Genomic DNA, 23,175 nt, shown 5'->3' on the forward strand with positions numbered 1-23,175 from the left:
GGACGGGACCCGGCTCAGCCGACGGCGGCCAGGTCGGTCAGCCGGGCGAGCGAGTCCTCCAGATCGGCGCCGACCCGACGCAGACCGAGGCGGAGCAGGGCGGCCTTGACCGGACCGGCCGGCCAGCGGACGACGATGAGCCGCACGATCGTCCCGCCCTCCTCCTCGTCGGAGGTGAGCTGGACGTAGATCTCGGTGCGCGCCTCCGCCCGGGCACCGGCGCCCTTGGCGCGCTCCCGCCAGCCGATCAGGGTCGGCTCCTGGAAGGCGATCACCTCGGCCTCGTGCGCGGAACCGCGCCCGGCCTGGACGAGTTGCCGCCGTCCGAAGCCCTCCCCCGAGAGCACCTCGGCCGCGCGGACGCCCGCCAGCCAGGCCGGCAGCTGCTCGGCCCGCTGCACGACGTCCCAGACCACTTCCACCGGCGCCATCACGTGCGCACTACGTTCCACGAGGATCATTTCCGTCTTTCCTCCGGTGAGGACATCCCACGATATCGGCACTCTATGCGTCAAATCGGACTTACTTGGACGGGTTCGGAAAAGACACGCCGAAACTGGTTGCATCGGCACCCCGGCAGTGCCTATGGCGTTTCGCCGGAGCGCGTCCTAGAGTCCGAGCACATCTCACGTATCGACGGGAGGGCTCATGCCGACCGGACCGCTGCCCCGCTTCCCGGACGGGTTCCGCTGGGGCGTGTCGACCTCCGCGTACCAGATCGAGGGGGCGGCCGACGCCGACGGGCGCGGACCGTCCATCTGGGACACCTTCGCCCACTCCCCCGGACGGATCGTCGACGGCAGCACCGGCGACGTGGCCTGCGACCACTACCACCGGCACGCCGAGGACGTGGCGCTGCTGGCCGGGCTGGGCGTCTCGGCGTACCGGTTCTCCATCGCCTGGCCCCGGGTCGTACCCACCGGCACGGGCGCGGTCAACCCGGCCGGGCTGGACTTCTACGACCGGCTGGTGGACGACCTGCTGGCGCACGGCGTCGACCCGGTGGCCACCCTCTTCCACTGGGACCTGCCGCAGCCCCTCGAAGACGCCGGCGGCTGGCTAGACCGGGACACCGCGCACCGCTTCGCGGAGTACGCCGACGCGACCGCAGCCCGGCTCGGCGACCGGGTGAAGCTCTGGATCACCCTCAACGAGCCGTTCATCCACATGAGCCTCGGGCACGGCATGGGCGTACACGCCCCGGGGAAGATGCTGCTGTTCGACGCCTTCCCGGTCGCCCACCACCAGCTGCTCGGGCACGGCCTCGCCGTCGCCGCGCTGCGTGCCCGCACCGCCAGCCCGGTGGCCATCGCCAACAACTACTCGCCGGTGCGGGTGCTCGGCGACACCGACGCCGACCGGGCCGCCGGGACCGCGTACGAGGCGCTGCACAACCGGCTCTTCACCGACCCGCTGCTCGGCCGGGGCTACCCGGACTCCGCCGCCGTCGACACCGGTGTCGTGCGCGCCGCAGACCTCGACGTCATCGCCGCGCCGCTGGACGTGCTGGGGGTCAACTACTACAACCCCACCGGCGTACGCGCACCCGAGGACGGCTCGCCGCTGCCGTTCGAGCTGGTGCCGCTGGAGGGCTACCCGCGGACCGCCTTCGACTGGCCGGTCGCCCCGGACGGGCTGCGCGAGCTGCTCGGCTGGCTGCACCGCACGTACGGCGCCGACCTGCCGCCGATCCAGGTCACCGAGAGCGGCTGCGCGTACGACGACGCGCCGGACGCCGAGGGGCGGGTGCACGACCCGGACCGGATCGCCTACCTCGACGGGCACCTGCGCGCGGTGCGGGCCGCGATCGACGACGGGGTGGACGTGACCGGGTACTTCGTCTGGTCGCTGCTGGACAACTGGGAGTGGGCCGAGGGGTTCACCAAGCGGTTCGGGCTGGTGCACGTCGACTTCGACACCCAGCTCCGTACGCCCAAGTCGTCGTACACCTGGCTCCGCGACCTGATCCGCGCGCGGTGACCACCGTCGACCCGACGCCGGCGTCGCTGCCGGCGGCCCTCGCCGAACCCACCGCCGCCGTCGGACGGCGCTGGATCGCGCTGCTGGTCACCGCCAACCTCGGCGTCTGGATGGCGTTCTTCACCCCGATCCAGGTGCTGCTGCCGCAGCAGCTGGAGGCGATCGCGCCGGACGACAAGGAGACCATGCTCGCCGTGGTCACCGGCCTCGGCGCGCTGGCCGCGGTGCTGGCCAACCCGCTGGCCGGCGCGCTGTCCGACCGGACCTGCCTGCGGATCGCCGGCCGCGAGTTCGGCCGCCGGCACGTGTGGACCGCCGGTGGCGCGGTCCTCGGCGCGCTCGCCCTGGTGCTGCTGTCCCAGCAGCGGACCGTGCTCGGGGTGGCGCTGGGCTGGGTCGCCGCGCAGGTCTGCTTCAACGCGATGCTGGCCAGCCTGACCGCCGCCGTGCCGGACCGGGTCCCGGTCGCCCAGCGCGGCGGGGTGTCCGGCTGGGTGGGCATCCCCCAGGCGGTCGGCCTGGTGCTCGGCGTGGTGCTGGTGACCGCGCTGGTCACCGGCACCGCCGCCGGGTACGTCGCGATGGCGGCGGTGGTCCTGCTGCTCGCGCTGCCGTTCACTCTGGCCACCACCGACGACCCGCTGCCCCGGACGCACCGCCCGCCGCTGCGCGCCGTGCTGAGCTCGATGTGGGTGTCGCCGCGCCGGTACCCCGACTTCGGCTGGGCCTGGATCACCCGCTTCCTGGTGCAGCTCGGCAACGCCCTGGGCACCCTCTACCTGCTCTACTTCCTCACCGACGAGGTGAAGGTGGCCGACCCGGAGGGCGGGCTGCTCGTCCTGATCCTGCTCTACACCGCCGGGCTGGCCGCGACCGCCGTGGTGGCCGGGCGGCTGTCCGACCGCTCCGGGCGGCGGAAGGTCTTCGTGATCACCGCCGGCGGGGTCATCGCGGTGGCCGCGCTGCTGCTCGCCGTCGCGCCGGTCTGGCCGGTCGCGATGGCCGCCGCGCTGCTGCTCGGCGCCGGGTACGGGGTCTACCTGTCGGTCGACGCGGCGCTGATCACGCAGGTGCTGCCCCGGGCCGCCGACCGGGCCAAGGACCTCGGCGTGATCAACATCGCGAACTCGGCGCCGCAGGTGCTCGGCCCGGCGATCTCCGCGCCGATCGTGGTCCACCTGGGCGGCTACCCCACCCTGTACGCGGTCACCGCCGCGGTCACCGTGCTCGGCAGCGTCCTGGTGCTCAACATCCGCTCCGTTCCGTGACGGCGTCCTCGGGGCGGCGCTCGCCGTCGCGCCGGTCCCGGCGTTAGGAAGGGACCCTTGTACAACGCCAGGCGATAACAAGGGGCCCTTCCTTATCGGCTCGCGTGCGGCCGTAGGCTGGGGGACGTGACGGTACGTGTGCGCTTCGCCCCCTCCCCGACCGGTATGTTCCACGTCGGCGGTGCCCGCTCGGCCCTGCAGAACTGGATCTACGCCAAGCAGCAGGGCGGGGTGTTCGTGCTCCGCATCGAGGACACCGACGCGGCCCGCAACAAGCCGGAGTGGACCGAGGGCATCCTGTCCGCGCTGGAGTGGATCGGCATCGCCCGGGACACCTACGAGGGCCCCTACTTCCAGTCGTCGTACGCGGGCGAGCACCGGGCCGCCGCGCGACGCCTGTACGAGGGTGGCCGGGCGTACTACTGCGACTGCACCCGGGAGGCGGTGCAGGCCCGCACCGGTCCGCAGCAGCGGGGCTACGACGGCTTCTGCCGGGACCGGGGCCTGGAGCCGGGCGAGGGACGGGCACTGCGCTTCCGTACGCCGGACCAGGGCGAGACCGTGGTAGTGGACCTGATCCGCGGCGAGCCCACGTTCGAGAACAAGCTGATCGAGGACTTCGTCATCGCCCGCGGCGACGGATCCCCGGTGTTCCTGCTGGCCAACGTCGTGGACGACATGACGATGGGGATCACCCACGTGATCCGGGCCGAGGAGCACCTGCCCAACACTCCCAAGCAGCAGCTGCTCTGGGACGCCCTCGGGGTGAAGCCGCCGGTCTGGGCGCACGTCCCGGTGGTGGTCAACGAGAAGCGGCAGAAGCTGTCCAAGCGCCGCGACAAGGTGGCCCTGGAGGCCTACCGGGACGAGGGCTACCTCGCCGACGCGATGCGCAACTACCTGATGCTGCTGGGCTGGGCGCCGTCCAACGACCGGGAGATCGTGCCCTGGTCGGTCATCGAGGAGGAGTTCCGGCTGGAGGAGGTCAACCCCTCCCCCGCGTTCTTCGACGAGCGGAAGCTGCGCGCGTTCAACGGCGAGTACATCCGGGCGCTGCCGGTGGCCGACTTCGTCGACGCCTGCCGACCGTGGCTGACCGGCACCGACACCATCGCGCCGCCGCCGTGGCAGCCGGAGGAGTTCGACGCGGACGCGTTCGCGGCGGTCGCCCCGCTGGCGCAGACCCGGATCGCGGTGCTCAGCGAGATCGTGCCGAACGTCGACTTCCTCTTCCTCGACAGCCCACTGATCGACGAGGCGGCCTGGGCGAAGGCGATGAAGGAGGGCGCGGGCGAGCTGCTCGACGCCGCGATCTCCGGATACGAGGCGCTGGAGTCATGGGACGCCGAGTCGCTGAAGTCGACGCTGGAGGCGGTCGGTGCCGAGCGTGGTCTCAAGCTGGGCAAGGCGCAGGCCCCGGTACGGGTCGCGGTGACCGGTCGCACGGTCGGCCTGCCGCTGTTCGAGTCCCTCGAAGTGCTGGGCCGCGACCGCACCCTCACCCGCCTCCGCGCCGCCCGCCTCCGCCTGTTCTGACCGTCACCCGCACGCCGCGTCGATGGGCGGTCGGCCCTGTCAGGGGCGGGGGTGGCGGCGGCGCAGGATGAGGGTGGCGGCCGTCGCGGCGGCCAGGGCCAGCACGGCGCCCAGCGCCCAGAGCCAGCCGCGTCCGTCGGAGTCCGCGCTCTCCCGCGCGGCGGGTACGACCGCCGTCGGGCTTCCGGCCGGCGCGCCGCCGGTGGCCGAGGTCCCGACCGGCGACGGTACGGCCGGCGCGGACCCACCCGGTGACGCCTCCGCCGAGGACGGCGCACCCGGGGCGGCGCTGGCCGCCCCGGTCGGCGGTGCGACCGACTCGGCCGGGGTGCCGGTGGTCAGGGTGAAGCGGATCTCCCCGTCGATCGGGTGGCCGTCGCTGGACGCCACCCGGTAGCCGACGATGTAGAGGCCCGCCGCTCCCGGCCGGAAGGGCACCGACACCCTGCTGCCGGAGAACGTGGGCGCGCCGCCCGCCGCCGCGACGTTATCCGGGCCGGTCACCGTGACCTTCGTCGTGGCCGCGTCGAGCTTGGCCAGGAAGCGGAGTTCGATCCGGGCCGGCGCCGCCGCCAACCGCGCACCGTTTCGCGGGTCGCTGCCGGTGAGCGAGTTGTGCGCGGCCGCCGGTGTCGCCGGCAGCAACGACACACCGAGCGCCACGCCGAACACGACTGGCCAGATCCGTACGAAACGTGGGACCCTGCCCCCCATGAACCCCTCCGTAAAGGTACGATCCGCCCGCTGATCAACGGCTGCTGCTCATTAGTCTGGCCCGGATCACAGATAGTTCCAATAACTGTTCCACGAGCTGCAACCGATCGACGTTCTGCGGAGTCTTGATGGTGGACACCCGACCTGCGGGTCCGGTCGCCGCTCCGCGACCGACCACACGTGACCTGCAGCGAAGCCATCCATCGAACGGGGCGAGGAGGCGGCGATGGTCGGACGGATGAGGCGGCTGGCAGGGGTGCTGGTGGGTGTTCTGGCGGCGGTTCTGCTCCCGCTGGGCCTGCCCGACCCGGCACGGGCGGCGCCCAAGCCGCCGCCCGGGGTGGAGATCACCGGGGTGGGGCTCACCGAGCCGCTACGGCTCACAGCGGACGCCCACGCGGCGCACGTGGCCGCGGTGATCGACCAGGTGAACTTCCTCGGGCGCACCGGCCGGGCCGCCGGCCCGAAGGCGGACGACCTCGGTCCGAAGTACACCATCGTGGTGTTCGCCGGCGACAAGGCGAAGCAGACCTACGACCTCTACCCGAGGGCGGCCGGCGGGCCACGGGTCTTCCGGCCGGCCAAGCAGCCGGACGCCCGCAAGACCACCGCCGGATGGTTCCTCGGGCGGCTGAGCATGTCCGAGACGCTGCGTAACGCCGGTGTGCCGCTGGAGAAGCAGCTCGACACGGTCAGCGGAGGCGTGGGCGGCGGCGAACGGGTCATCCCGGAGGACTCGCTGAACCCGGCGAAGGGCATCGACGAGGCCCTCGGCGAGCTGCAACGCCTGTTGCTGCTCAACGTCGCGGTGATGCTGTCGATCACTGTCGGGCTCGCCGGGATCGCGCTGCTGATCCGCCGCCGCACCCGCTGATCCCCGCGACGCTCAGACCTCCAGGACGACCTTGCCCCGGACGTGTCCCGCCTCGACCAGGCGGTGCGCGTCGGCGGCCTCGGCCAGCGGGAACGAACGTCGTACCTGGACGGCCAGCCGGCCGGCGTCGACCAACCCGGCGAGGACGCCGAGGTCCGCGGTCGACGGCTTGACGAACAGGTAGCTGCCGCCGACCCGGGCCACGTGCTCCGGGTCGGCCGTCGAGATCAGCCGGGCCGGGCGGGCGAGCAGTTCCGCCGACGCGTCGATGTCCTCGCCCCCGAACAGGTCCAGCGCCACGTCCACCCCGTCGGGCGAGAGCGCGCGGACCCGGTCGACCAGGCCCGCGCCGTACGCGACGGGCTCCGCGCCCAGCGACCGTACGTGGTCGTGGTTGGCCGGGCTCGCGGTGCCGATCACCCGGTCGGCACCGAGTGCCCGGGCGATCTGGACGGCGAGGTGACCGACACCGCCGGCCGCGCCGTGCACCAGCACCGTGTCGCCGGCACCGGTCCGGGCCAGTTGCAGTGCCTGGTACGCGGTGAGACCGGCCAGCGGCAGGGCGGCGGCCTCGGTCCAGGACGCCTGGACCGGCTTGTCGGCCAGCGCGCGCTCCGGCGCGGGGACGAGCTCGGCGTACGTGCCGTGCTGGATGTCGTCCCGCCGGCAGTAGCCGACGACCTCGTCGCCGACCGCGAACCCGGTCACCGCGGGGCCGGCGGCGGCCACCACGCCGGCCACGTCCCAGCCCGGCACCAGCGGGAAGTGGGTCGGGAAGGCGTCGGCGAGCAGCCCCTGGCGGACCTTGCAGTCGACCGGGTTCACGCCGGCGGCGCGGACCCGCACCAGGACCGTGTCCGGACCGACCGGCGGATCCGGCAGCTCCCGGAGCTTGAGCAGGTCGGGCGGGCCGTACTCGTCGATCGCGATCGCCTTCACACCGACCACGCTAGCGGCCGGCCGGGCCCGGCAGGGTCAGCACCAGCGGCGTGGCGGCCGTTCCCGGCGGGCGGCGCGGTGGCGGGGACGGACCGGTCCGTGCCGGTGCGCCCCGGCCCAGCCGGGCAACCCGCTCAGGCAGCTCGTGGGCAGGTCGGCGGCCGGTTCGGCGGGCACGGTCGGATCGCCGGCCCGGGGCCGGGGCACCGGGCAGTCGTCGTCCGTGCGCTCGGGGACCCGACCACCGGCCGGCTCGGCCGGACCGCCGCCGCTCAGCCGTCGCTGGTGCTTCGCGCCCGCCGGCTGGTCGTGATGGCCCGGCCGGCAGGGCTCGCCCTGGGCGCAGCCGTGCTCGGCCTCCCCGTGCGCCATCCCCGCTCTCCTCACGCTCGCCGTGCCCTCGGGAATCGCCCCGCAGTGCCCTGTCACCGTACTGGCCGGCACCGACGAGTCGTGCAGCGCGTACCCCGGGTCGGGGAGGCCCCCGGCAGCCGTCACCCGCGCTGGGCGTCGAGGTCGGCGCGGGTGAACAGAGCGGTCAGCCGGATGCCCTGGGCGGCGAGCGCCTCGGTGCCGCCCTCGGACCGGTCGATGACGCAGAGCGCCTGGTCGATCCGGGCGCCCAGCTCCCGCAACTGGCCGGTGGAGATCACCACCTGCCCGCCGGAGGTGACCACGTCCTCGACGACCAGCACCCGCCGGCCGGCCACGTCGGCACCCTCGGCGAGCCGCGCCGTCCCGTACGCCTTGGCGGTCTTGCGGACGAAGGCGCACGGCAGGCCGGTGTGCCGGCCCAGCGCGGTGACCACCGGGATGCCGCCCATCTCCAACCCGGCCAGCACCTCGGTGCCGGGCGGCACCAGGGCGGCCAGCCGCGCGGCCACCCGGTCCAGCAGGCGGGGATCGGCCTCGAAGCGGTACTTGTCGAAGTACTCGTCGGCCACTCTTCCGGACCGGAGGGTGAACGTGCCGGTCAGCCGGCACGTGGTGGCGATCTCCCCGGCGAGGGCGGTGCTGTCTGCGTCCGTCACGGCTGGTCATTCTGGCAGGGCGACGGCGTACGCCCTTCGGTGGACACCGGCCGGCGCAGATCGTTCCCGGGGCGGAGCCGGGCCGCCGGCGGCTGTGATGGGATCGGGACCATGCGACCACCGCCACGGTTCGGTTCCGGCACGCCGGGACGGGACCTCGTGCTGGCCGTCGGCTCGCTCGCCGGCGGCCTGGTCCTGTACGGCCTGGGCACCCAGCCGCAGCTGGACAACGCGGTCGACGTGCCGGAGACGGTGTTCCTGCCACCGCTGGTGGCGGCGTGCGTGGCGGTCGGCCTGCGCCGGGTGGCGAGCCGGGCCAGCCTCGCCCTGGGCACCGTCGCGGTGGTGGTGGACGTGCTGCTGGGCGGCTCGTTGGCGACGATCCTGGTCTACACCCAGGTGCTCTACGACGCCTGCGTGTACGGGTCGCCGCGCACCTGGCGCTGGCTGTTGCGGATCACCGTGGCGCTCAGTGTGCTGGGCGCGGTGCTCGGCGTCGTGCTGCTGGGCCGCTGGGAAGGTGTCGGGTTCGGTACGCCGATGGCGGTGGCCGGGGTGCTGCCGGTACTCACCGGGATCAGCGTGCGCCAGTACCGGGACCAGGCCGCCGCCGAGCGGGCCCGCGCCGACCAGACGGCCCGGTTGGTGGAGCTGGACCGGCGGCAGGCGGTGGCCGCCGAGCGGGCCCGGATGGCCCGCGAACTGCACGACGTGGTCGCCAACCATCTCAGCGCGGTGGCCATCCACGCCACCGCGGTGCTCTCCGTGCCCAGCCTGGACCGGGCCCAGGTCACCACGGCGCTCCAGGTCATCAGGGAGAACAGCGTGCAGGGGCTGACCGAGATGCGGCAGATGATCGGACTGCTCCGGGAGCCCGCCGAGGGCGCGGCCGGCGACACCTCCGACGAGCCGACCCTGGCCCGGCTCGCCGAGGTCGGCGGTCTCGTCGACCGGGCCACCGCCGCCGGGCTGGCGGTACGCACCCGGTACGCGGGCGAACCCCGGCCGGTGCCGGTCGGCGTCGACCTTGCCGCGTACCGGATCGTGCAGGAGTCCCTGACCAACGCGCTCAAGCACGGTGGCGGCGAGGCCGAGCTGGTGATCGCGTACGAACCGACGGGGTTGGTGGTGACCGTGGACAACGCGCTGCGCGCGGGCGACGCGGCGGTGAGCGGCGCGGGCGCCGGCCTGATCGGGATGCGCGAGCGTGCGGTGCTGCTCGGCGGGAGCTTCACGGCCGGGCCGCACGACCGGCGCTGGCGGGTCCGCGCGGAGCTGCCGACGTCGGACCCGACCCCGTGACCGCCCCGGTGCGGGTGCTGCTCGCCGACGACCAGCCGGCGGTCCGGGCCGGGCTGGCGCTGATCCTGACCGGCGCGCCCGACGTGGAGGTGGTGGCCGAGGCGGCCGACGGCGTCGAGGCGGTCCGGCTGTGCCGGTCGCTGCGCCCGGACGTGGCCGTGCTCGACGTCCGGATGCCCCGGCTGGACGGGATCTCCGCGACCCGGGAGATCGTCACCGCGGGTCTCGCCGACGTGCTGGTGCTGACCACGTTCGACCTGGACGAGTACGTCTTCGGCGCGCTGCGGGCCGGGGCGGCCGGCTTCCTGCTCAAGGACACCGACGCCGAGGGGCTGGTGGCCGCGGTGCGGACCGTCGCCCGGGGCGAGGGCTTCATCGCGCCGGCGGTGACCCGGCGGCTGATCACCGCGTTCGCGGCCACCGCTCCGGGCGCCGACGCCGCCACCCGTAACGCCGTCGACGCGCTCACCCCCCGCGAGCGGGACGTGCTCGCCTGCCTGGGACTGGGGCTGTCCAACCAGCAGATCGCCGACCGGTTGGCGATGGCCGAGAGCACCACCAAGACCCACGTCAGCCGGATCCTGCACAAGCTGGGCCTGCGCAGCCGGGTCCAGGCCGCCATCCTGGCCCAGGAACTGGCCCTCCCCACCCCACCCGCCCCCTGACCCACCCGCACCCGCCCCGCGCCCGCACCGCGATCTTGCACTTTGTGTCGGTGCGAACGACGCGTTTCGCCCGTAACGATGACCAAAAGTGCAAGATCGCGGGCACGGGCACGGGCGCGGGACGGGGCGTGTCAGGCTGGGGTCTGTGAGCGAGCCGGGCGGGACCGAACTGGCGGCCACGCTGCGCCGGATCGAGCGGGCCGCGGGGGCGCTGTCGACGGCCAGCGTGGCCCGGATGGACGAGACCCTGCCCTGGTTCCGGTCGCTCCCGGCCGACCAGCGTGCCTGGGTCATGCTGGTGGCCCAGGCCGGCGCCCGCTCGTTGGTGCAGTGGCTGCGCTCCGGCGGGGGTACGGCGGAGGGCACCCAGGAGGTGTCCGACGAGGTCTTCGCGACCGCGCCGGAGGCCCTCGCCCGGTCGATCAGCCTTCAGCAGACCGTCGCGCTGATCAAGGTGACCATCGACGTGGTCGAGGAGCAGGTGCCGCGGCTGGCCGCGCCCGGTGAGGAACTCGCGCTGCGCGAGGCGGTGCTCCGGTTCTCCCGGGAGATCGCGTTCGCCGCCGCCCGGGTGTACGCCCGCGCCGCCGAGTCGCGCAGTTCCTGGGACGCGCGGTTGCAGGCGCTGCTGGTGGACGCGCTGCTGCGCGGGGACTCGGCCGACGTGCTGGCCAGCCGGGCGGCGGCGCTCGGCTGGGCGGACGAGCCGCCGGTGGCGGTGGCGGTGGGGCGTTCCCCCGGCGGGGAGGTGTCCGCCGTGCTGCACACCGTCTACCGGCTGGCCCGGCGGATCGGCGCGGAGGTGATCGGCGGTGTGCACGGCGACCGGCTGGTGGTGGTGCTCGGTGGGGTCGCCGATCCGGTCGCGGCGACCGGGAAGTTGCTGGCCGCGTTCGGGGAGGGACCGGTGGTGGTCGGTCCGGCCGTGCCGAGCCTCGACGAGGCGACCGAGTCCGCGCGGGCGGCGCTGACCGGATACCGCGCCGCCCCGGCGTGGCCGACCGCGCCCCGGCCGGTGCCCGCCGCCGACCTGCTGCCGGAGCGCGCCCTGGCCGGGGACGCCGAGGCCCGCCGGCGGTTGCGCCACGACGTGTACGCCGCGCTGGTCCGCGCCGGCGGTGAGCTGCTGGAGACGCTGGACGCCTTCTTCGCCGCCGGTGGGACGCTGGAGAGCGCGGCCCGGGCGCTGTTCGTCCACCCCAACACGGTGCGCTACCGACTGCGGCGGATCGCCGAGGTGACCGGGTTCTCCCCACTCACGCCGCGTGAGGCGTACGCCCTCCAGGTGGCGTTGACCGTCGGCCGGCTCGACCCGGTGGTCCCGGTGGTCCCGACCCAGACATTGCCCCCACCGCCGAGGAAAACGTCACAGACGGGCGACGATCCCCACCGATCTTTGTAGGATTTCGACAAAGGTTCTAGTGCGGTTTGGTCGAAGGCGGTACAGCGCTACCCACGCGTATCCGGGAGAGTCATGAACGTGCTCGCCGTACTCTCCCCCGGCCAGGGTTCCCAGAAACCCGGCTTCCTGACTCCCTGGCTCGACCTGCCTGGCGCCGAGGCGCGCCTGCGGTGGTGGTCCGCGCTCGCCGGGGTCGACCTGGTGCACCTCGGCACGGTCGCCGACGCCGACGAGATCAAGGACACCGCTCGCACCCAGCCGCTGCTGGTCGCGGCGGCGCTGCTCGCCGCCGAACACCTCCCCGTGTACGACGTGCCGCTGGTCGCCGGCCACAGCGTCGGTGAACTGGGCGCGGCCGCACTCGCCGGGGTGCTGCCGGCCGAGGCGGCGATCACCCTGGCCGGCGTACGCGGCCGGGAGATGGCCGCCGCCTGCGCGCTGGAGCCGACCGGGATGGCCGCCGTGCTCGGCGGCGACCCGGACGAGGTGCTCGCCGCGATCGAAGCGCACGGACTGCACGCGGCCAACCGCAACGGCGCCGGCCAGATCGTCGCCGCCGGCGCCCTCGACGCCCTGGACAAGCTGGCCGCCGAGCCGCCGTCCCGGGCCCGGATCACCCGGCTGAAGGTGGCCGGCGCGTTCCACACCCCCTACATGGCCCCGGCCGAGGCGGCACTCGCCGGCGTCGCCGCCGGCATCACCCCGACCGACCCGCGGCGGGTGCTGCTGTCCAACCTGGACGGCGCGGCGGTCAACCACGGCCGGGAGATGGTGCAGCGGCTGGTCCGCCAGGTCACCGCCCCGGTCCGCTGGGACCTGTGCATGCGCACGCTGGCCGACCTCGGCGTCACCGCGGTGCTCGAACTGCCCCCGGCGGGCACGCTGGCCGGCCTGGTCAAGCGGGAGCTGAAGAGCACCGGGGTGCCGGAGATCGTCACCCTCAACACCCCGGACGACCTGCCCGCGGCCCGGGAGCTGATCGCCCGGCACAGCGGCCTGCGCGGCCACGAGCCGGTGATCCAGTTCCGGGTGGTGGTCGCCCCCGCCGCCGGCACCTTCGAGCCCGCCGCCGACCTCGCCGAGGGCGCCGACCTGCGTACCGGCCAGGTGATCGGGCACGTCGCCACCCGGCAGGGCCCGGTGGAGGTCACCGCGCACGACAGCGGGCTGCTCACCGAGTGGCTCGCCCACCACGACGACCCGGTCGCGCCGGGCCAGCCGCTCGCCCGCATCGGAGGTCAGGTATGACCGGCAGCCGGATCGTCTCCCTGGGGCACTACCAGCCCTCCCGGGTGGTCACCAACGACGACCTCGCCCAACTGGTGGACACCAACGACGAGTGGATCCGTGACCGGGTGGGCATCGTGACCCGGCGGATCGCCGACGGCGAGACGGTCGCCGACATGGCCACGGCCGCCGCCGGGAAGGCGCTGGCCAACTCCGGCCTGAACGCCGCCGACATCGACCTCGTCGTGGTGGCCACCTGCACCTCCGTGGACCGCAGCCCGAACGTCGCCTGCCGGGTCGCCGCGCGGCTGGGCATCCCCGCCCCGGCCGCGTACGACATCAACACCGCGTGCTCCGGTTTCGCGTACGCGCTGGGCACCGTCGACCACGCCATCTCCGCCGGCGCGGCGCGCAACGCGATCGTCATCGGCGCCGAGAAGCTCTCCGAGTTCACCGACTGGACCGACCGTTCGACCTGCATCATCTTCGCCGACGGCGCCGGCGCCGCGGTGGTCACCGCGACCGCCGACGGCGAGCCGTCCGGCGTCGGCCCGGTGGTGTGGGGCTCGGTGCCGGACAAGGGCGACGCGGTACGCATCGAGGGCTGGCGCCCCTACATCCAGCAGGAGGGCCAGTCGGTGTTCCGCTGGGCCACCACGGCGCTGGCCCCGCTGGCCCTGCGGGCCTGCGAGCGGGCCGGGGTGGCGCCGTCGGAGCTGGCCGCGTTCGTGCCGCACCAGGCCAACGCCCGGATCATCGACGGCATCGCCAAGCGGCTCGGCATCCCCGACGCGATCATCGCGAAGGACATCGTCGAGTCCGGCAACACCTCGGCGGCGAGCGTGCCGCTGGCCCTGTCCAAGCTGGTCGAGCGGCGGGAGGTGCCCTCGGGCGCACCGGTGCTGCTCTTCGGCTTCGGCGGCGGCCTGACCTACGCGGGTCAGGTCGTCCGCTGTCCCTGAACCCGGCACGGTCCGACCGTGCCGCCGCCATCCGGCGGAGAACAATCCCGATGAGAGGAACCAACCGCAATGACCCGTGACGAGATCACCGCCGGCCTCGCCGAGATCCTCGAAGAGGTTGCCGGGGTGAACCCGGACGACGTGGCCGAGGGGAAGTCCTTCACCGACGACCTGGACGTCGACTCGCTCTCCATGGTGGAGGTCGTGGTCGCCGCCGAGGAGAAGTTCGGCGTCAAGATCCCCGACAACGAGGTGCAGAACCTGAAGACCGTCGGGGACGCCGTCAGCTACATCGCGGCGCAGTCCTGACCATGGCTCGCACCGACGTCGTCGTCACCGGGATCGGCGCGACCACCCCGCTGGGCGGGGACGTCGCGTCGACCTGGGACGCCATGCTCAACGGCCGCTCCGGGGTGAGTGCGCTCACCCAGGAGTGGGCCGAACAGCTGCCGGTCCGGATCGCCGCCCCGCTCGCGGTCGATCCGGCCGGCCTGCTGGACCGGGTGAAGCTGCGCCGGCTGGACCGGTCCGAGGCGATCGCGATCATCGCCGCGCAGCAGGCCTGGGCGGACTCCGGTCTGGGCGACTCCGGGCTGGACCCGGAGCGGCTCGGGGTGAGTGTCGGCTCGGGCATCGGCGGGGCGCTGACCCTGCTGGCCCAGGACGACATCCTGGAGGCGTCCGGGCCGCGGCGGGTCTCCCCGCACACCATCCCGATGCTGATGCCGAACGGTCCCGCCGCCTGGGTGGGGCTGGAGCTGGGTGCCCAGGCGGGCGTCCACTCGGTGGCCAGCGCGTGCGCGACCGGCGCGGAGGCGATCGCGCTCGGCCTGGACATGATCCGTGCCGGCCGGGCCGACGTGGTCGTGGCCGGTGGCACCGAGGCGGTCATCCACGCGCTGCCGATCGCCGGTTTCTCGTCGATGCGGGCGATGTCGACCCGCAACGACGAACCGGAGCGGGCCTCCCGTCCCTGGGACAAGGGCCGGGACGGCTTCGTACTCGGCGAGGGCGCCGGCATCCTGGTGCTGGAGCGCGCCGAGCACGCCGCCGCGCGCGGTGCCCGGGTCTACGCCCGGCTGGCCGGGGCCGGCCTCACCTCCGACGGCTACGACATCGTGCAGCCGCACCCGGAGGGCGCCGGGGCGGTCCGGGCGATCGCCCGGGCCATCGCCGACGCGGACGTGGCGAAGTCCGACATCACGCACGTCAACGCGCACGCCACGTCGACCCCGGTCGGCGACATCGCGGAGATCAAGGCGCTGCACCGGGCGCTCGGCGACCACCCGGTGCTGACCGCCACCAAGTCGATGTCCGGGCACCTGCTCGGCGCGGCCGGCGCGCTGGAGTCGATCGCCACCATCCTGGCCATCCGCGACAGCGTGGTGCCGCCGACGATCAACCTGGACGAACCGGATGACGGCCTCGACCTGGAGGTGGCCGCCAACAAGGCGCGCCACATGGACATCCCCGCCGCGCTGAACAACTCGTTCGGCTTCGGCGGCCACAACGTGGCTCTCGTCTTCACGCGGGCCTGAGACCACTGCCTTGGAGGCGCTCGTGACCACCACCGCCGTCGGCGCGGACACATCCACCGTGGACTACCGAGATCCGGAGCTTCGGCTCCGGGCCCTGTTCGACGCGGGCTCGCTGCGCCTGCTCGCGCCCCGGGACACCTCCGGCGTGCTGTGGGCGCGCGGCGAGATCGAGGGCGCGCCGGCCATCGCGTACGCCACCGACGCGACCAGGATGGGCGGCGCGATGGGCACCGAGGGGTGCCGGCACATCGTGGACGCCATCGACACCGCGGTCCGGGAGCGGGTGCCGGTACTCGGGCTCTGGCACTCCGGCGGGGCCCGGCTGGCCGAGGGCGTGGTCGCCCTGGACGCGGTCGGCCAGGTCTTCGGCGCCATGGTCCGGGCCTCCGGCCGGGTGCCGCAGATCTCCGTGGTGCTCGGCCCGGCGGCCGGCGGCGCCGCGTACGGACCGGCGCTGACCGACATCGTGGTGATGAGCGGGGCCGGCCGGATCTTCGTCACCGGTCCCGAGGTGGTCCGCTCGGTCACCGGCGAGCAGGTCGACATGGAGCGCCTCGGCGGCCCCGAGCCGCACGGCCGGCGCTCTGGCGTGGTGCACGTGACCTGCGCCGACGACGCCACCGCGATGGCCGAGTCGCGCAAGCTCGCCGCGCTGCTCGGACGCCAGGGCCGGCTCTCACCGGCCGACGTGCCGGCCGAGGCGGTGCCGGGTCACGACCTGGCCGCGAAGATGCCGGCCGAGACCAACCGGGCGTACGACGTGAAGCCGGTGGTCAAGGCGCTGCTCGACGCCCCGGGGGTGGAACTGCACGCGAAGTGGGCCCCGAACGTCGTCACCACGCTCGGCCGGTTCGCCGGCCGCACGGTCGGCGTGATCGCCAACAACCCGCTGCGCCTCGGCGGCTGCCTGGACGCGTCCAGCGCCGAGAAGGCAGCCCGGTTCGTGCGGATGTGCGACTCGCTCGGCGTCCCGCTGATCGTGCTGGTCGACGTCCCCGGCTACCTGCCCGGTCTGGGCCAGGAGTGGGACGGCGTGGTGCGGCGCGGGGCGAAGCTGCTGCACGCCTTCGCCGAGGCGGTGGTGCCGCGGGTGACGCTGGTGACCCGCAAGGCGTACGGCGGCGCGTACATCGCGATGAACTCCCGGTCGCTGGGCGCGACCGCGGTGTTCGCCTGGCCGAACGCCGAGGTCGCGGTGATGGGTGCCAGCGCCGCGGTGAACATCCTGCACCGCAAGAAGCTCGCCGCCGCACCGGCGGAGGAGCGGGAGGCGCTGCGGGCGCGGCTCATCGAGGAGCAGACCCGGGTGGCCGGCGGCGTCAACCGGGCACTGGAGATCGGCGTGGTGGACGACGTGATCACGCCGGAGGAGACCCGGCGCCGGATCGCCGAGGCCCTCGCCGCCGCGCCGGCCGCCCGCGGCGCGCACGGCAACATCCCGCTGTAGCGGTGTAAGGAAGGGCCCCTTCTTAACGCCTCGTGCATAGGAAGGGGCCCTTCCTCACGCCACTTGACGATGACCTCCCCGACCGGTTGGCTGTACCGGCCTAGATCCACAACGGGGAGTGACACACCATGGCACGTCGTACCCGCGCCGCCCTCACGGCCGCGCTCGCCATCGCCCTGCTCGCCGGCTGCGGCGACGACGGTGGTGCGGCCCCCGGGAGGGCCGGCACGCCGACGCCGGCCGCCACCGGCGAGCCCTGGTTCGACGAGATCGCCGCCGCCGAGAGCGCCGTGCGGGTCGGCGGGGCCGGCACGCCCTGCCCGCTGCCGGTCACCTTCCCGGTGCCGAAGGGCTGGAAGCCCAAGGGGATCGACGCTCCGACGGACGAGACCGGGGCGGAGATCTTCGCGGCGCTCGCCCGGCGCGGCGGGACCACCGCGCGGTGCGAGGTGGACGGACGCCGCGCCGGGGGTGGCTTCCTGCGGGTGTGGACGGCCGACCAGCCGACGGCGCAGCCGCGGGCCGCGCTGGAGGCGTACGTCGCCGGCACCAGGGACGCGGTCGGCGACACCCGCTACCGCGAGGTGCGGGTGGGTGGCCTCGACGGCGTCGAGGCGACCTGGGTGGAGACCAGCGAACTCCTGGACGAGGACGAGCGGGCGTGGGCGGTGGCCGTCCGCGCCGGTGACCGTACGGTCCTGCTCACCGCCAAGGAGAGCCTGTTGGCGGAGCCGGCAGATCTGCTGCCCGCGTACCGGCTGGCGGTGTCGGGCCTGGGCGTCACCGCCTGAGCGCCACGGCGGAAAACCCGGTGTCGCGGCATCGGCTCGTGACCCATGCTTGACCACGTGGCTGACCCCGTCCCGGCCTGGCGGAGCACCTCCCTGGCCCGCACCGTCGGTGCCATCGAGGCAGAACTCGACCTGGCCTGGGCGCGCCAGCTCGGCGAGTGGGACGTGGTCGGGGGTTCCCCGGGCGAGACGGCGCTCGGCTGGCTCGTGGTCGACAGTCCCGAAGAGCATGACTGGCGCACCGTCGACGCCGCCCTCGACCGGCTGACGTGCACGGCGTGCGGATCCACGCTGACCAGGGGTCCGGCCACCTGCCGGCGGTGCGCCTACTACCACGAGGTGCGCTTCGCGGCCCGGGAGGTGGACCGCCCGGACGTGCCCGCCGGCAACGAGCACGCCCTCCGCGTCTCGTTCGCCGTCGCCCGCGCTCGCACCCGGTACGGCGCGCGGGCGCGGGCCGGCTACGAACTGGTCCTGCCCGCTCTCCTCGCCGGTGACCTGCCCACCACGGCACAGGCCCAGTCGGCCAGAGCGATGATCAACAAGCTGACGCCCGAGGAGTGCGACCAGGTCACGACCCTCGCGGAGGTCGAAGAGATCGCGCGTACCCGCTGACGGGTCAGGTGCCGCAGGTGGTGACGGGCAGGCCGGGCACCGGCACCGGTGAACGACCGGCCGGGCGTAGTTTGCCGGCCAGCACGCGGGCGAGGGCGGTCATCGACGGCCGGCTGGAGGAGTACGTGGCCAGCAGTGTCGGCGACGCCGCCCCGGCCAGCAGGTACGGGGTGTCCATGGCCACCGTGACGGCGGCGTCGGGGCGCAGGTCCTTGGCGCCGTCGCCGTACCCGACCAGGTGCACCACGGTCCCGCCGCTCGGCGTGGTCTTCACCCCGGCCGCGGTCAGCGCCTCGGTCAACGCCTTGCGGGTGTGGTCCCGGCCACCGGAGGAGGTCACCGTGACCGGCCCGCTGACCGGTCGGCCGCAGTCGCCGCGCAGCACGGTCACCGCCGCGGCGGCCAGCCGGTCGACGGCCTGGCGGTGCGCCGGGGCGTTGAGCGTGGACAGCGCGGGAGCGGGGGCGCCGGCGAGGCGGAACTTCATGGTCAACACCCGGGTGGCCGCGTCGACCAGTCGGGGCCGGGGCAGCGAGCCGTCGCGCAGGGCGGCGAGCAGACCGTCGTACGCCTGGCCGACGTGCGGCGGCATGAGGATCAGGTCGTTGCCGGCGTTGAGCGCGCGGACCGCCGCCTCGCCGGGCGACCAGCGCTTCGCCGGGGGCATGTTCATGCCGTCGGTGATCACCACGCCCTGGAAGCCGAGCTGCCCGCGGAGCACCCCGGTCAGCAACTTGTGCGAGAAGGTGGCCGCCGTGCCCGGGTCGACCGATCGGGCGTCCAGGTGGGCGGACATGACCGCCATGGCGCCGGCGTCGATGCCGGCGGTGAACGGGGGCCAGGCCCCGCGCTCCAGCACGGTTTGGGACTGGGCGAGCACCGGCAGTCCCTCGTGCGAATCTGCGGCGCTGTGCCCGTGCCCCGGGAAGTGCTTCACGGTGGCCGCGACACCGGCCGACTGGAGCCCCCGGACCGCGCCCGCGACCTGTGCCGCCGAGCGGTTCGGGTCGGCGCCGTACGACCGGGAGCCGATCACCGTGCTCCGGGTCGCCAGCACGTCGGCGACCGGGGCGAAGTCGAGGTTGATCCCCATCGCGGCCAGTTCCGCGCCAGCGGCCTTCCAGGCGGCCTCGGTCAGATCCGGGCGGCCGGCCGCGCCGGCGGCGAGGGCGCTGGGCAGCAGCGTCACCCCGTCGGTGATCCGGGTGACCACGCCGTGCTCCTGGTCGGTGCCGATCAGGAAGGGCGCGGCCCCGGCCGGCAGCCGACCGGCCGCCTCGCGCAGACCGCCGGTCAGGGCGTGTACCTGCTTCGGGTTGTCGACGTTGGTGGTCTCCTGGTTGCCCTTGGTGGGGTCGTCGGCGCTGAAGCCCACCAGGATCAGTCCACCCAGCCGGTACTTCGCGATCATCTCGGCCGGCGTGTCGACGCCGGCGAGCTTCTGGTTGCCGGCGGCGGAGCCGGGCGAGACCCGGGTGGCGGCGTCGCCGTACGCGTACGGCATCAGCACCTGGCCGACCAGGTCCTCGTCGGTGAGGGACGCGACCAGCGCGGCGGCGCGGGTGGCCGGCTCGCCGGGCGGGACGCTCGGCACGGAGGTTGGCGCGGGTGTCGGCGCGGCGGCGGACGGCGCGCCGGTGGACGGGGCGGGCCGGGGACGGTCCGCCGGACCGGAACAGCCGGCCGCCAGCAGTGCGCTCAGGGCGACCAGCGCGACGCCGGCCCGTCGCGGAGAAATCGACACGCGAGTCATCCCACCAGTTCGACGCTAATCGGGGCAACCCGACCCTACGCGCGCCGGCCGACCGCCGCCCCCTGCCCGCCAGGTGGGGCACCCGGTCGGGCGCGGGGCTCAACCCACTCGGGTGAGCAGTGTCACCGGAGCGCCGTCGCCGGCGTACCGGTAGGGCTCCAGCTCCGCGTCCCAGGCGGTGCCGAGCGCCTTGTCCAGGGCGTGCGCCAGCGCCTCCGGGGCGCGGGCGGCGGCCATCAGGCTGCGCAGCCGATCCTCGCCGAGCTGGATGTCGCCGGCCGCGCCGACGGTGGCCCGGAACAGGCCACGGCCGGGTACGTACATGAAACGCTCGCCGTCGGCCCCCGGACTGGGCTCCTCGGTCACCTCGAAACGGATCATGGGCCACTGCCGGAGGGCAGCAGCCAGTTCGGCGCCCGTTCCCGGACGGCCGGTCCACCCGCACTCGGCCCGGCGGGCGCCGGGCTCGACGGGTTGAGCCGTCCACTCGAGGTTGACCGGCGCGACGAGTACGCGCGCGATCGCCCACTCGACATGCGAGCACACGGCGAGCGGGGTCGAGTGGACGTATACGACGCCACGCGTTGGCACGGTGACCTCCCGGAGAGCGAGGTGCGTCTTCCCCTACGACCTCGTCCGTCCGAGCGGTTGCTGGAACACATGATGACTCCTGTGACGGATGGTGCGCCAGGGAATCGGAAAATTCGCCGCCGGAATAGCCGGACGGGTGACCGCGGTTGACCCCTCACGACGCGATGACCAGCCAGGCATCGGGCTCGTGTACAGTTCCATCGGCGGCCTGTGCCGCGCACATCTTCGCGGACCCATCCACCGGGTGGTGTCCGCACCCAGCCCCCGGACGTTCCGCGTCCTCCCGTACGTCTCAAGGAGTACCTCCGTGGCGAGCAACACCTCAAAGACCGCGCGCGCGTCAGTCCGGGCCGGCCAGGCAGGCCAGGGTGGCGCCCTCAGCGTGCTGGGCGAGTTCAAGTACGTGATCCCGCTCAACGGCGGCAAGCACGCCTACGTGCGGAACCTGACCAACGGCAAGACCGCGCACCTGCGCACCGACTCCGAGGCCTTCGTCGAGGAGATCCGGGTGCTGGCCGCGGCCGGTCACGCCGCCAAGATCCGGGCCGAGCTCAACGCCCTCAACACCACCCACCCGGGTGACGGCTGGGACGCCACCGAGAAGCGCCTGGTCGAGGCCGGCGTCTTCGAGGGCTGAGCCCTCCCCCACGCGACACCACGAACGCCCGTCGGGACCCCGTCCCGGCGGGTGTTTTCGTGTCCGCAGCCGCCGCCGTTGTTAACAGGGGGCCCTTCCTCTACCGCAGGCGTTAAGCGGGGGCCCTTCCTTACCCCAGGGTGACCTCGCCGGTGGCGAGGTCGTACAGGGCGCCGACGACGTCGACCCGGCCGGCCGCGACCGGCGCCGCCAGCAGGGGGTCGGCGCGCAGCGCGGCCACCGTGCGGGACACGTGCCGCCGGATCGCCACCGGCAGGACCCGCGGGTCGTCGGGGCCGGCCTCGACGACCGCCGGGGTGATCTCGTCGACCAGCCAGGCCAGGTCCGGGCCCGGACGGGGCCCGCCGCGCAGCGCGTCCACCGCCGCGGTGACCGCGCCGCACCGCTCGTGGCCCAGCACCATCACCAGGGGTACGCCGAGCTGCCCCACCACGTACTCGATGGAGCCCCGGACCACCCGGTCCAGGACATGTCCACCGGTACGGATCACACAGATCGAACCGAACGTCTGGTCGAAGATCGCCTCCAGCGGCACCCGGCTGTCGATGCAGCCCAGCAGTACGGCGTACGGCTGCTGGTCGCCGGAGGCGGACGCGGCGGCGGCGGTGACGTCGTGCCCGTGGATCGGCTGCCCGCTGACGAACCGCCGGTTCCCGGTCAGCAGGTCGGCCAGCGCGGCGCGGGGCGTACGCATGTGTCCCAGCCTGGCCGGTGCCGTCCGCCCGGCGGGCCGGGTTGCGAATCTTCTCACCGACACGGTTGGCGTGGTGTCATGTCGGGTAGCCGGTGTGTTACCGCCGGGTATCCCCGGTCGATGCCGGCCCTGGGGGAGGTGGCGATGCCGGAGATCCACGAGGTACGTCTTCCCGACGATGTCCGCCTGCACGTCGAGGTGTCCGGCCCGGCCGACGCCGAGGTCACCGCCGTCCTGCTGCACGGCTGGACGCTGGACGGTCGGGCGTGGCACCGGCAGCTCGCCGCGCTGCGGGAGCGCTTCGGCGACGCGGTGCGGGTGGTCACGTACGACGCGCGCGGGCACGGCCGGTCCAGCTGCATGGCGCTGCCCACGGCCACACTGGCCCAGCTGGGCGACGACCTGGCCGCGGTGCTCGACGCGGTGGCCGGGAGCGGGCCGGTGGTGCTGGTGGGGCACTCCATGGGCGGCATGACGATCATGGAGTACGCGCACCGGCACCCCGCGCACTTCGCCGACCGGACCGCCGGGCTGGTCTTCGTGTCCACCACCGCCGAGGGGCACACGCACACCGTCTACGGTCTCTCGCCGCGGATCGCCCGGTTGATCCGGCTCGCCGAGACCACCGGCGCCGGCGTCCTGGCCCGCTGCGGCGCGTGGCGCCCGCCCCGGCCGCTGCTGCGGGCGCTGCAACCGAGCATCCGGTGGATGCTCTTCGGCGACCGCTGCGATCCCACCGACATCCGGTTGGTCACCTCCGCGGTGGCCCGCGCGACGCTCCGCTCGATCGGCGGGTTCCGCGCGTCGATCGGCACCCAGCACCGCCTGGCGACCCTCGCCCGGCTGGCCCACCTGCCGGCGGCGGCTCTGGTGGGCGACCGGGACCGGCTGACCCCGCCGCCCTGCGCGGAGTCGATCGCCGCGGCGCTGCCGGCGACCGAGCTGACGGTCTGCCCCGGGGCGGGGCACATGCTGATGATGGAACGCCCCGACGAGGTTTCCGGCGCGGTGACCGGCGTACTGCGCCAGGTGCTGGACCGGCCGGTGCCGGCCCGCACGGCACGGGCGGCCCGGCCGGTCGACGCGGCCCGGCCGGTCGGCGCGGAGTAGCGACCCGGCACGTCGGCGCACCTCAGGCACGGCGCGTTGCCGTGGGGCCGTACCCTCGTGCGGTTGGCGTGGCGCGCG

Annotated in this window: 24 protein-coding genes; 16 read left to right on the top strand and 8 right to left on the bottom strand. The window is 74.1% G+C overall.

What is annotated here, in order from left to right:
* Nucleotides 1-14: 14 nt before the first annotated feature.
* On the bottom strand, nt 15-461 hold the full coding sequence (locus D7223_RS04455) for an SRPBCC family protein (RefSeq protein ID WP_120725022.1): 447 nt from the start codon (nt 459-461) through the stop codon (nt 15-17).
* A 187-nt stretch (nt 462-648) separates the two neighbouring features.
* Between D7223_RS04455 and D7223_RS04460 the strand changes: the two genes are divergently transcribed.
* The 3 genes from D7223_RS04460 to gltX all read left to right on the top strand — a co-directional run bounded on the left by D7223_RS04460 (nt 649) and on the right by gltX (nt 4,784).
* Nucleotides 649-1,980, top strand: coding sequence for a GH1 family beta-glucosidase (locus tag D7223_RS04460; protein WP_120725024.1), 1,332 nt, complete (start codon nt 649-651; stop codon nt 1,978-1,980).
* Complete coding sequence (locus D7223_RS04465; RefSeq protein ID WP_120725026.1) at nt 1,977-3,248, top strand: MFS transporter; 1,272 nt, start codon at nt 1,977-1,979, stop codon at nt 3,246-3,248. The genes D7223_RS04460 and D7223_RS04465 overlap by 4 nt, the downstream gene beginning before the upstream one ends.
* A 126-nt stretch (nt 3,249-3,374) precedes the next feature.
* Nucleotides 3,375-4,784: a glutamate--tRNA ligase gene (gltX, locus tag D7223_RS04470; RefSeq protein ID WP_120725028.1), complete on the top strand. Its 1,410-nt coding sequence runs from the start codon at nt 3,375-3,377 to the stop codon at nt 4,782-4,784.
* Nucleotides 4,785-4,823: 39 nt separating this feature from the next.
* On the opposite strand, the gene D7223_RS04475 is transcribed toward gltX, so the two are convergent.
* Nucleotides 4,824-5,498, bottom strand: a complete 675-nt coding sequence (locus tag D7223_RS04475) for a copper resistance CopC family protein (protein WP_120725030.1) — start codon at nt 5,496-5,498, stop codon at nt 4,824-4,826.
* A 226-nt stretch (nt 5,499-5,724) separates the two neighbouring features.
* Here D7223_RS04475 and D7223_RS04480 point away from each other — a divergent pair, with 226 nt between their 5' ends.
* Nucleotides 5,725-6,372 (top strand): hypothetical protein, encoded by a 648-nt coding sequence (locus tag D7223_RS04480; protein ID WP_120725032.1) that lies wholly within the window; start codon nt 5,725-5,727, stop codon nt 6,370-6,372.
* Between the two features lie 12 nt (nt 6,373-6,384).
* Here the strand turns inward: D7223_RS04480 and D7223_RS04485 are convergent, their stop codons facing one another.
* The 3 genes from D7223_RS04485 to pyrE all read right to left on the bottom strand — a co-directional run bounded on the left by D7223_RS04485 (nt 6,385) and on the right by pyrE (nt 8,342).
* Complete coding sequence (locus tag D7223_RS04485) at nt 6,385-7,311, bottom strand: NADP-dependent oxidoreductase (protein WP_120725764.1); 927 nt, start codon at nt 7,309-7,311, stop codon at nt 6,385-6,387.
* Nucleotides 7,312-7,347: 36 nt separating this feature from the next.
* Nucleotides 7,348-7,683 carry a hypothetical protein gene (locus D7223_RS04490; protein WP_120725034.1) on the bottom strand — a complete coding sequence of 112 codons (336 nt, stop codon included), beginning with the start codon at nt 7,681-7,683 and terminating at the stop codon, nt 7,348-7,350.
* Between the two features lie 122 nt (nt 7,684-7,805).
* Complete coding sequence (gene pyrE / locus D7223_RS04495) at nt 7,806-8,342, bottom strand: orotate phosphoribosyltransferase (protein ID WP_120725036.1); 537 nt, start codon at nt 8,340-8,342, stop codon at nt 7,806-7,808.
* Nucleotides 8,343-8,453: 111 nt separating this feature from the next.
* On the opposite strand from pyrE, the gene D7223_RS04500 reads away from it, so the two are divergent.
* The 10 genes from D7223_RS04500 to D7223_RS04545 all read left to right on the top strand — a co-directional run bounded on the left by D7223_RS04500 (nt 8,454) and on the right by D7223_RS04545 (nt 18,291).
* Entirely contained in the window at nt 8,454-9,644 is a 1,191-nt protein-coding gene (locus D7223_RS04500; protein ID WP_120725038.1) for a sensor histidine kinase, read from the top strand.
* A complete protein-coding gene (locus D7223_RS04505; protein WP_120725040.1) occupies nt 9,641-10,309 on the top strand; it encodes a response regulator in 669 nt (222 codons plus the stop codon). Before D7223_RS04500 ends, D7223_RS04505 begins: the two co-directional genes overlap by 4 nt.
* Nucleotides 10,310-10,454: 145 nt before the next feature.
* A complete protein-coding gene (locus D7223_RS04510) occupies nt 10,455-11,711 on the top strand; it encodes a PucR family transcriptional regulator (RefSeq protein ID WP_120725042.1) in 1,257 nt (418 codons plus the stop codon).
* A 78-nt stretch (nt 11,712-11,789) separates the two neighbouring features.
* Nucleotides 11,790-12,959, top strand: coding sequence for an acyltransferase domain-containing protein (locus D7223_RS04515; protein WP_120725766.1), 1,170 nt, complete (start codon nt 11,790-11,792; stop codon nt 12,957-12,959).
* Complete coding sequence (locus tag D7223_RS04520; protein WP_120725044.1) at nt 12,956-13,900, top strand: beta-ketoacyl-ACP synthase III; 945 nt, start codon at nt 12,956-12,958, stop codon at nt 13,898-13,900. The genes D7223_RS04515 and D7223_RS04520 overlap by 4 nt, the downstream gene beginning before the upstream one ends.
* 69 nt (nt 13,901-13,969) lie before the next feature.
* A complete protein-coding gene (locus D7223_RS04525) occupies nt 13,970-14,209 on the top strand; it encodes an acyl carrier protein (RefSeq protein WP_088972559.1) in 240 nt (79 codons plus the stop codon).
* Nucleotides 14,210-14,211: 2 nt separating this feature from the next.
* Nucleotides 14,212-15,438 (top strand): beta-ketoacyl-ACP synthase II, encoded by a 1,227-nt coding sequence (gene fabF, locus D7223_RS04530; protein ID WP_120725047.1) that lies wholly within the window; start codon nt 14,212-14,214, stop codon nt 15,436-15,438.
* A gap of 22 nt (nt 15,439-15,460) precedes the next feature.
* Nucleotides 15,461-16,885: an acyl-CoA carboxylase subunit beta gene (locus D7223_RS04535; protein ID WP_120725768.1), complete on the top strand. Its 1,425-nt coding sequence runs from the start codon at nt 15,461-15,463 to the stop codon at nt 16,883-16,885.
* 128 nt (nt 16,886-17,013) lie between these two features.
* On the top strand, nt 17,014-17,676 hold the full coding sequence (locus D7223_RS04540; protein WP_120725050.1) for a lipoprotein: 663 nt from the start codon (nt 17,014-17,016) through the stop codon (nt 17,674-17,676).
* Between the two features lie 57 nt (nt 17,677-17,733).
* A complete protein-coding gene (locus D7223_RS04545; protein ID WP_238161549.1) occupies nt 17,734-18,291 on the top strand; it encodes a hypothetical protein in 558 nt (185 codons plus the stop codon).
* Between the two features lie 4 nt (nt 18,292-18,295).
* Here D7223_RS04545 and D7223_RS04550 read toward each other — a convergent pair whose 3' ends face one another.
* Nucleotides 18,296-20,044 (bottom strand): glycoside hydrolase family 3 protein, encoded by a 1,749-nt coding sequence (locus tag D7223_RS04550; protein ID WP_120725054.1) that lies wholly within the window; start codon nt 20,042-20,044, stop codon nt 18,296-18,298.
* Nucleotides 20,045-20,143: 99 nt separating this feature from the next.
* Nucleotides 20,144-20,635, bottom strand: a complete 492-nt coding sequence (locus D7223_RS04555; protein ID WP_120725056.1) for a DUF3145 domain-containing protein — start codon at nt 20,633-20,635, stop codon at nt 20,144-20,146.
* A 307-nt stretch (nt 20,636-20,942) separates the two neighbouring features.
* Here D7223_RS04555 and D7223_RS04560 point away from each other — a divergent pair, with 307 nt between their 5' ends.
* Nucleotides 20,943-21,272 (top strand): hypothetical protein, encoded by a 330-nt coding sequence (locus tag D7223_RS04560; protein WP_120725059.1) that lies wholly within the window; start codon nt 20,943-20,945, stop codon nt 21,270-21,272.
* A gap of 130 nt (nt 21,273-21,402) precedes the next feature.
* Here D7223_RS04560 and D7223_RS04565 read toward each other — a convergent pair whose 3' ends face one another.
* Nucleotides 21,403-21,987 (bottom strand): carbonic anhydrase, encoded by a 585-nt coding sequence (locus tag D7223_RS04565; protein ID WP_120725061.1) that lies wholly within the window; start codon nt 21,985-21,987, stop codon nt 21,403-21,405.
* 144 nt (nt 21,988-22,131) lie between these two features.
* Here D7223_RS04565 and D7223_RS04570 point away from each other — a divergent pair, with 144 nt between their 5' ends.
* Nucleotides 22,132-23,097: an alpha/beta fold hydrolase gene (locus tag D7223_RS04570; RefSeq protein ID WP_120725770.1), complete on the top strand. Its 966-nt coding sequence runs from the start codon at nt 22,132-22,134 to the stop codon at nt 23,095-23,097.
* Nucleotides 23,098-23,175: the final 78 nt, after the last annotated feature.

The sequence above is a fragment of the Micromonospora endolithica genome, from assembly GCF_003626595.1.
GTDB classification, from domain to species: Bacteria; Actinomycetota; Actinomycetes; order Mycobacteriales; family Micromonosporaceae; genus Micromonospora; species Micromonospora endolithica.

What these genes read in the sequence shown, in the direction of transcription:
- D7223_RS04455 (WP_120725022.1), bottom strand. Translation starts at nt 461, where the DNA reads ATGATCCTCGTGGAACGTAGTGCGCACGTGATGGCGCCGGTGGAAGTG.
- D7223_RS04460 (WP_120725024.1), top strand. Translation starts at nt 649, where the DNA reads ATGCCGACCGGACCGCTGCCCCGCTTCCCGGACGGGTTCCGCTGGGGC.
- D7223_RS04475 (WP_120725030.1), bottom strand. Translation starts at nt 5,498, where the DNA reads ATGGGGGGCAGGGTCCCACGTTTCGTACGGATCTGGCCAGTCGTGTTC.
- D7223_RS04480 (WP_120725032.1), top strand. Translation starts at nt 5,725, where the DNA reads ATGGTCGGACGGATGAGGCGGCTGGCAGGGGTGCTGGTGGGTGTTCTG.
- D7223_RS04490 (WP_120725034.1), bottom strand. Translation starts at nt 7,683, where the DNA reads ATGGCGCACGGGGAGGCCGAGCACGGCTGCGCCCAGGGCGAGCCCTGC.
- D7223_RS04500 (WP_120725038.1), top strand. Translation starts at nt 8,454, where the DNA reads ATGCGACCACCGCCACGGTTCGGTTCCGGCACGCCGGGACGGGACCTC.
- D7223_RS04520 (WP_120725044.1), top strand. Translation starts at nt 12,956, where the DNA reads ATGACCGGCAGCCGGATCGTCTCCCTGGGGCACTACCAGCCCTCCCGG.
- D7223_RS04525 (WP_088972559.1), top strand. Translation starts at nt 13,970, where the DNA reads ATGACCCGTGACGAGATCACCGCCGGCCTCGCCGAGATCCTCGAAGAG.
- fabF (WP_120725047.1), top strand. Translation starts at nt 14,212, where the DNA reads ATGGCTCGCACCGACGTCGTCGTCACCGGGATCGGCGCGACCACCCCG.
- D7223_RS04540 (WP_120725050.1), top strand. Translation starts at nt 17,014, where the DNA reads ATGGCACGTCGTACCCGCGCCGCCCTCACGGCCGCGCTCGCCATCGCC.
- D7223_RS04550 (WP_120725054.1), bottom strand. Translation starts at nt 20,044, where the DNA reads ATGACTCGCGTGTCGATTTCTCCGCGACGGGCCGGCGTCGCGCTGGTC.
- D7223_RS04565 (WP_120725061.1), bottom strand. Translation starts at nt 21,987, where the DNA reads ATGCGTACGCCCCGCGCCGCGCTGGCCGACCTGCTGACCGGGAACCGG.
- D7223_RS04570 (WP_120725770.1), top strand. Translation starts at nt 22,132, where the DNA reads ATGCCGGAGATCCACGAGGTACGTCTTCCCGACGATGTCCGCCTGCAC.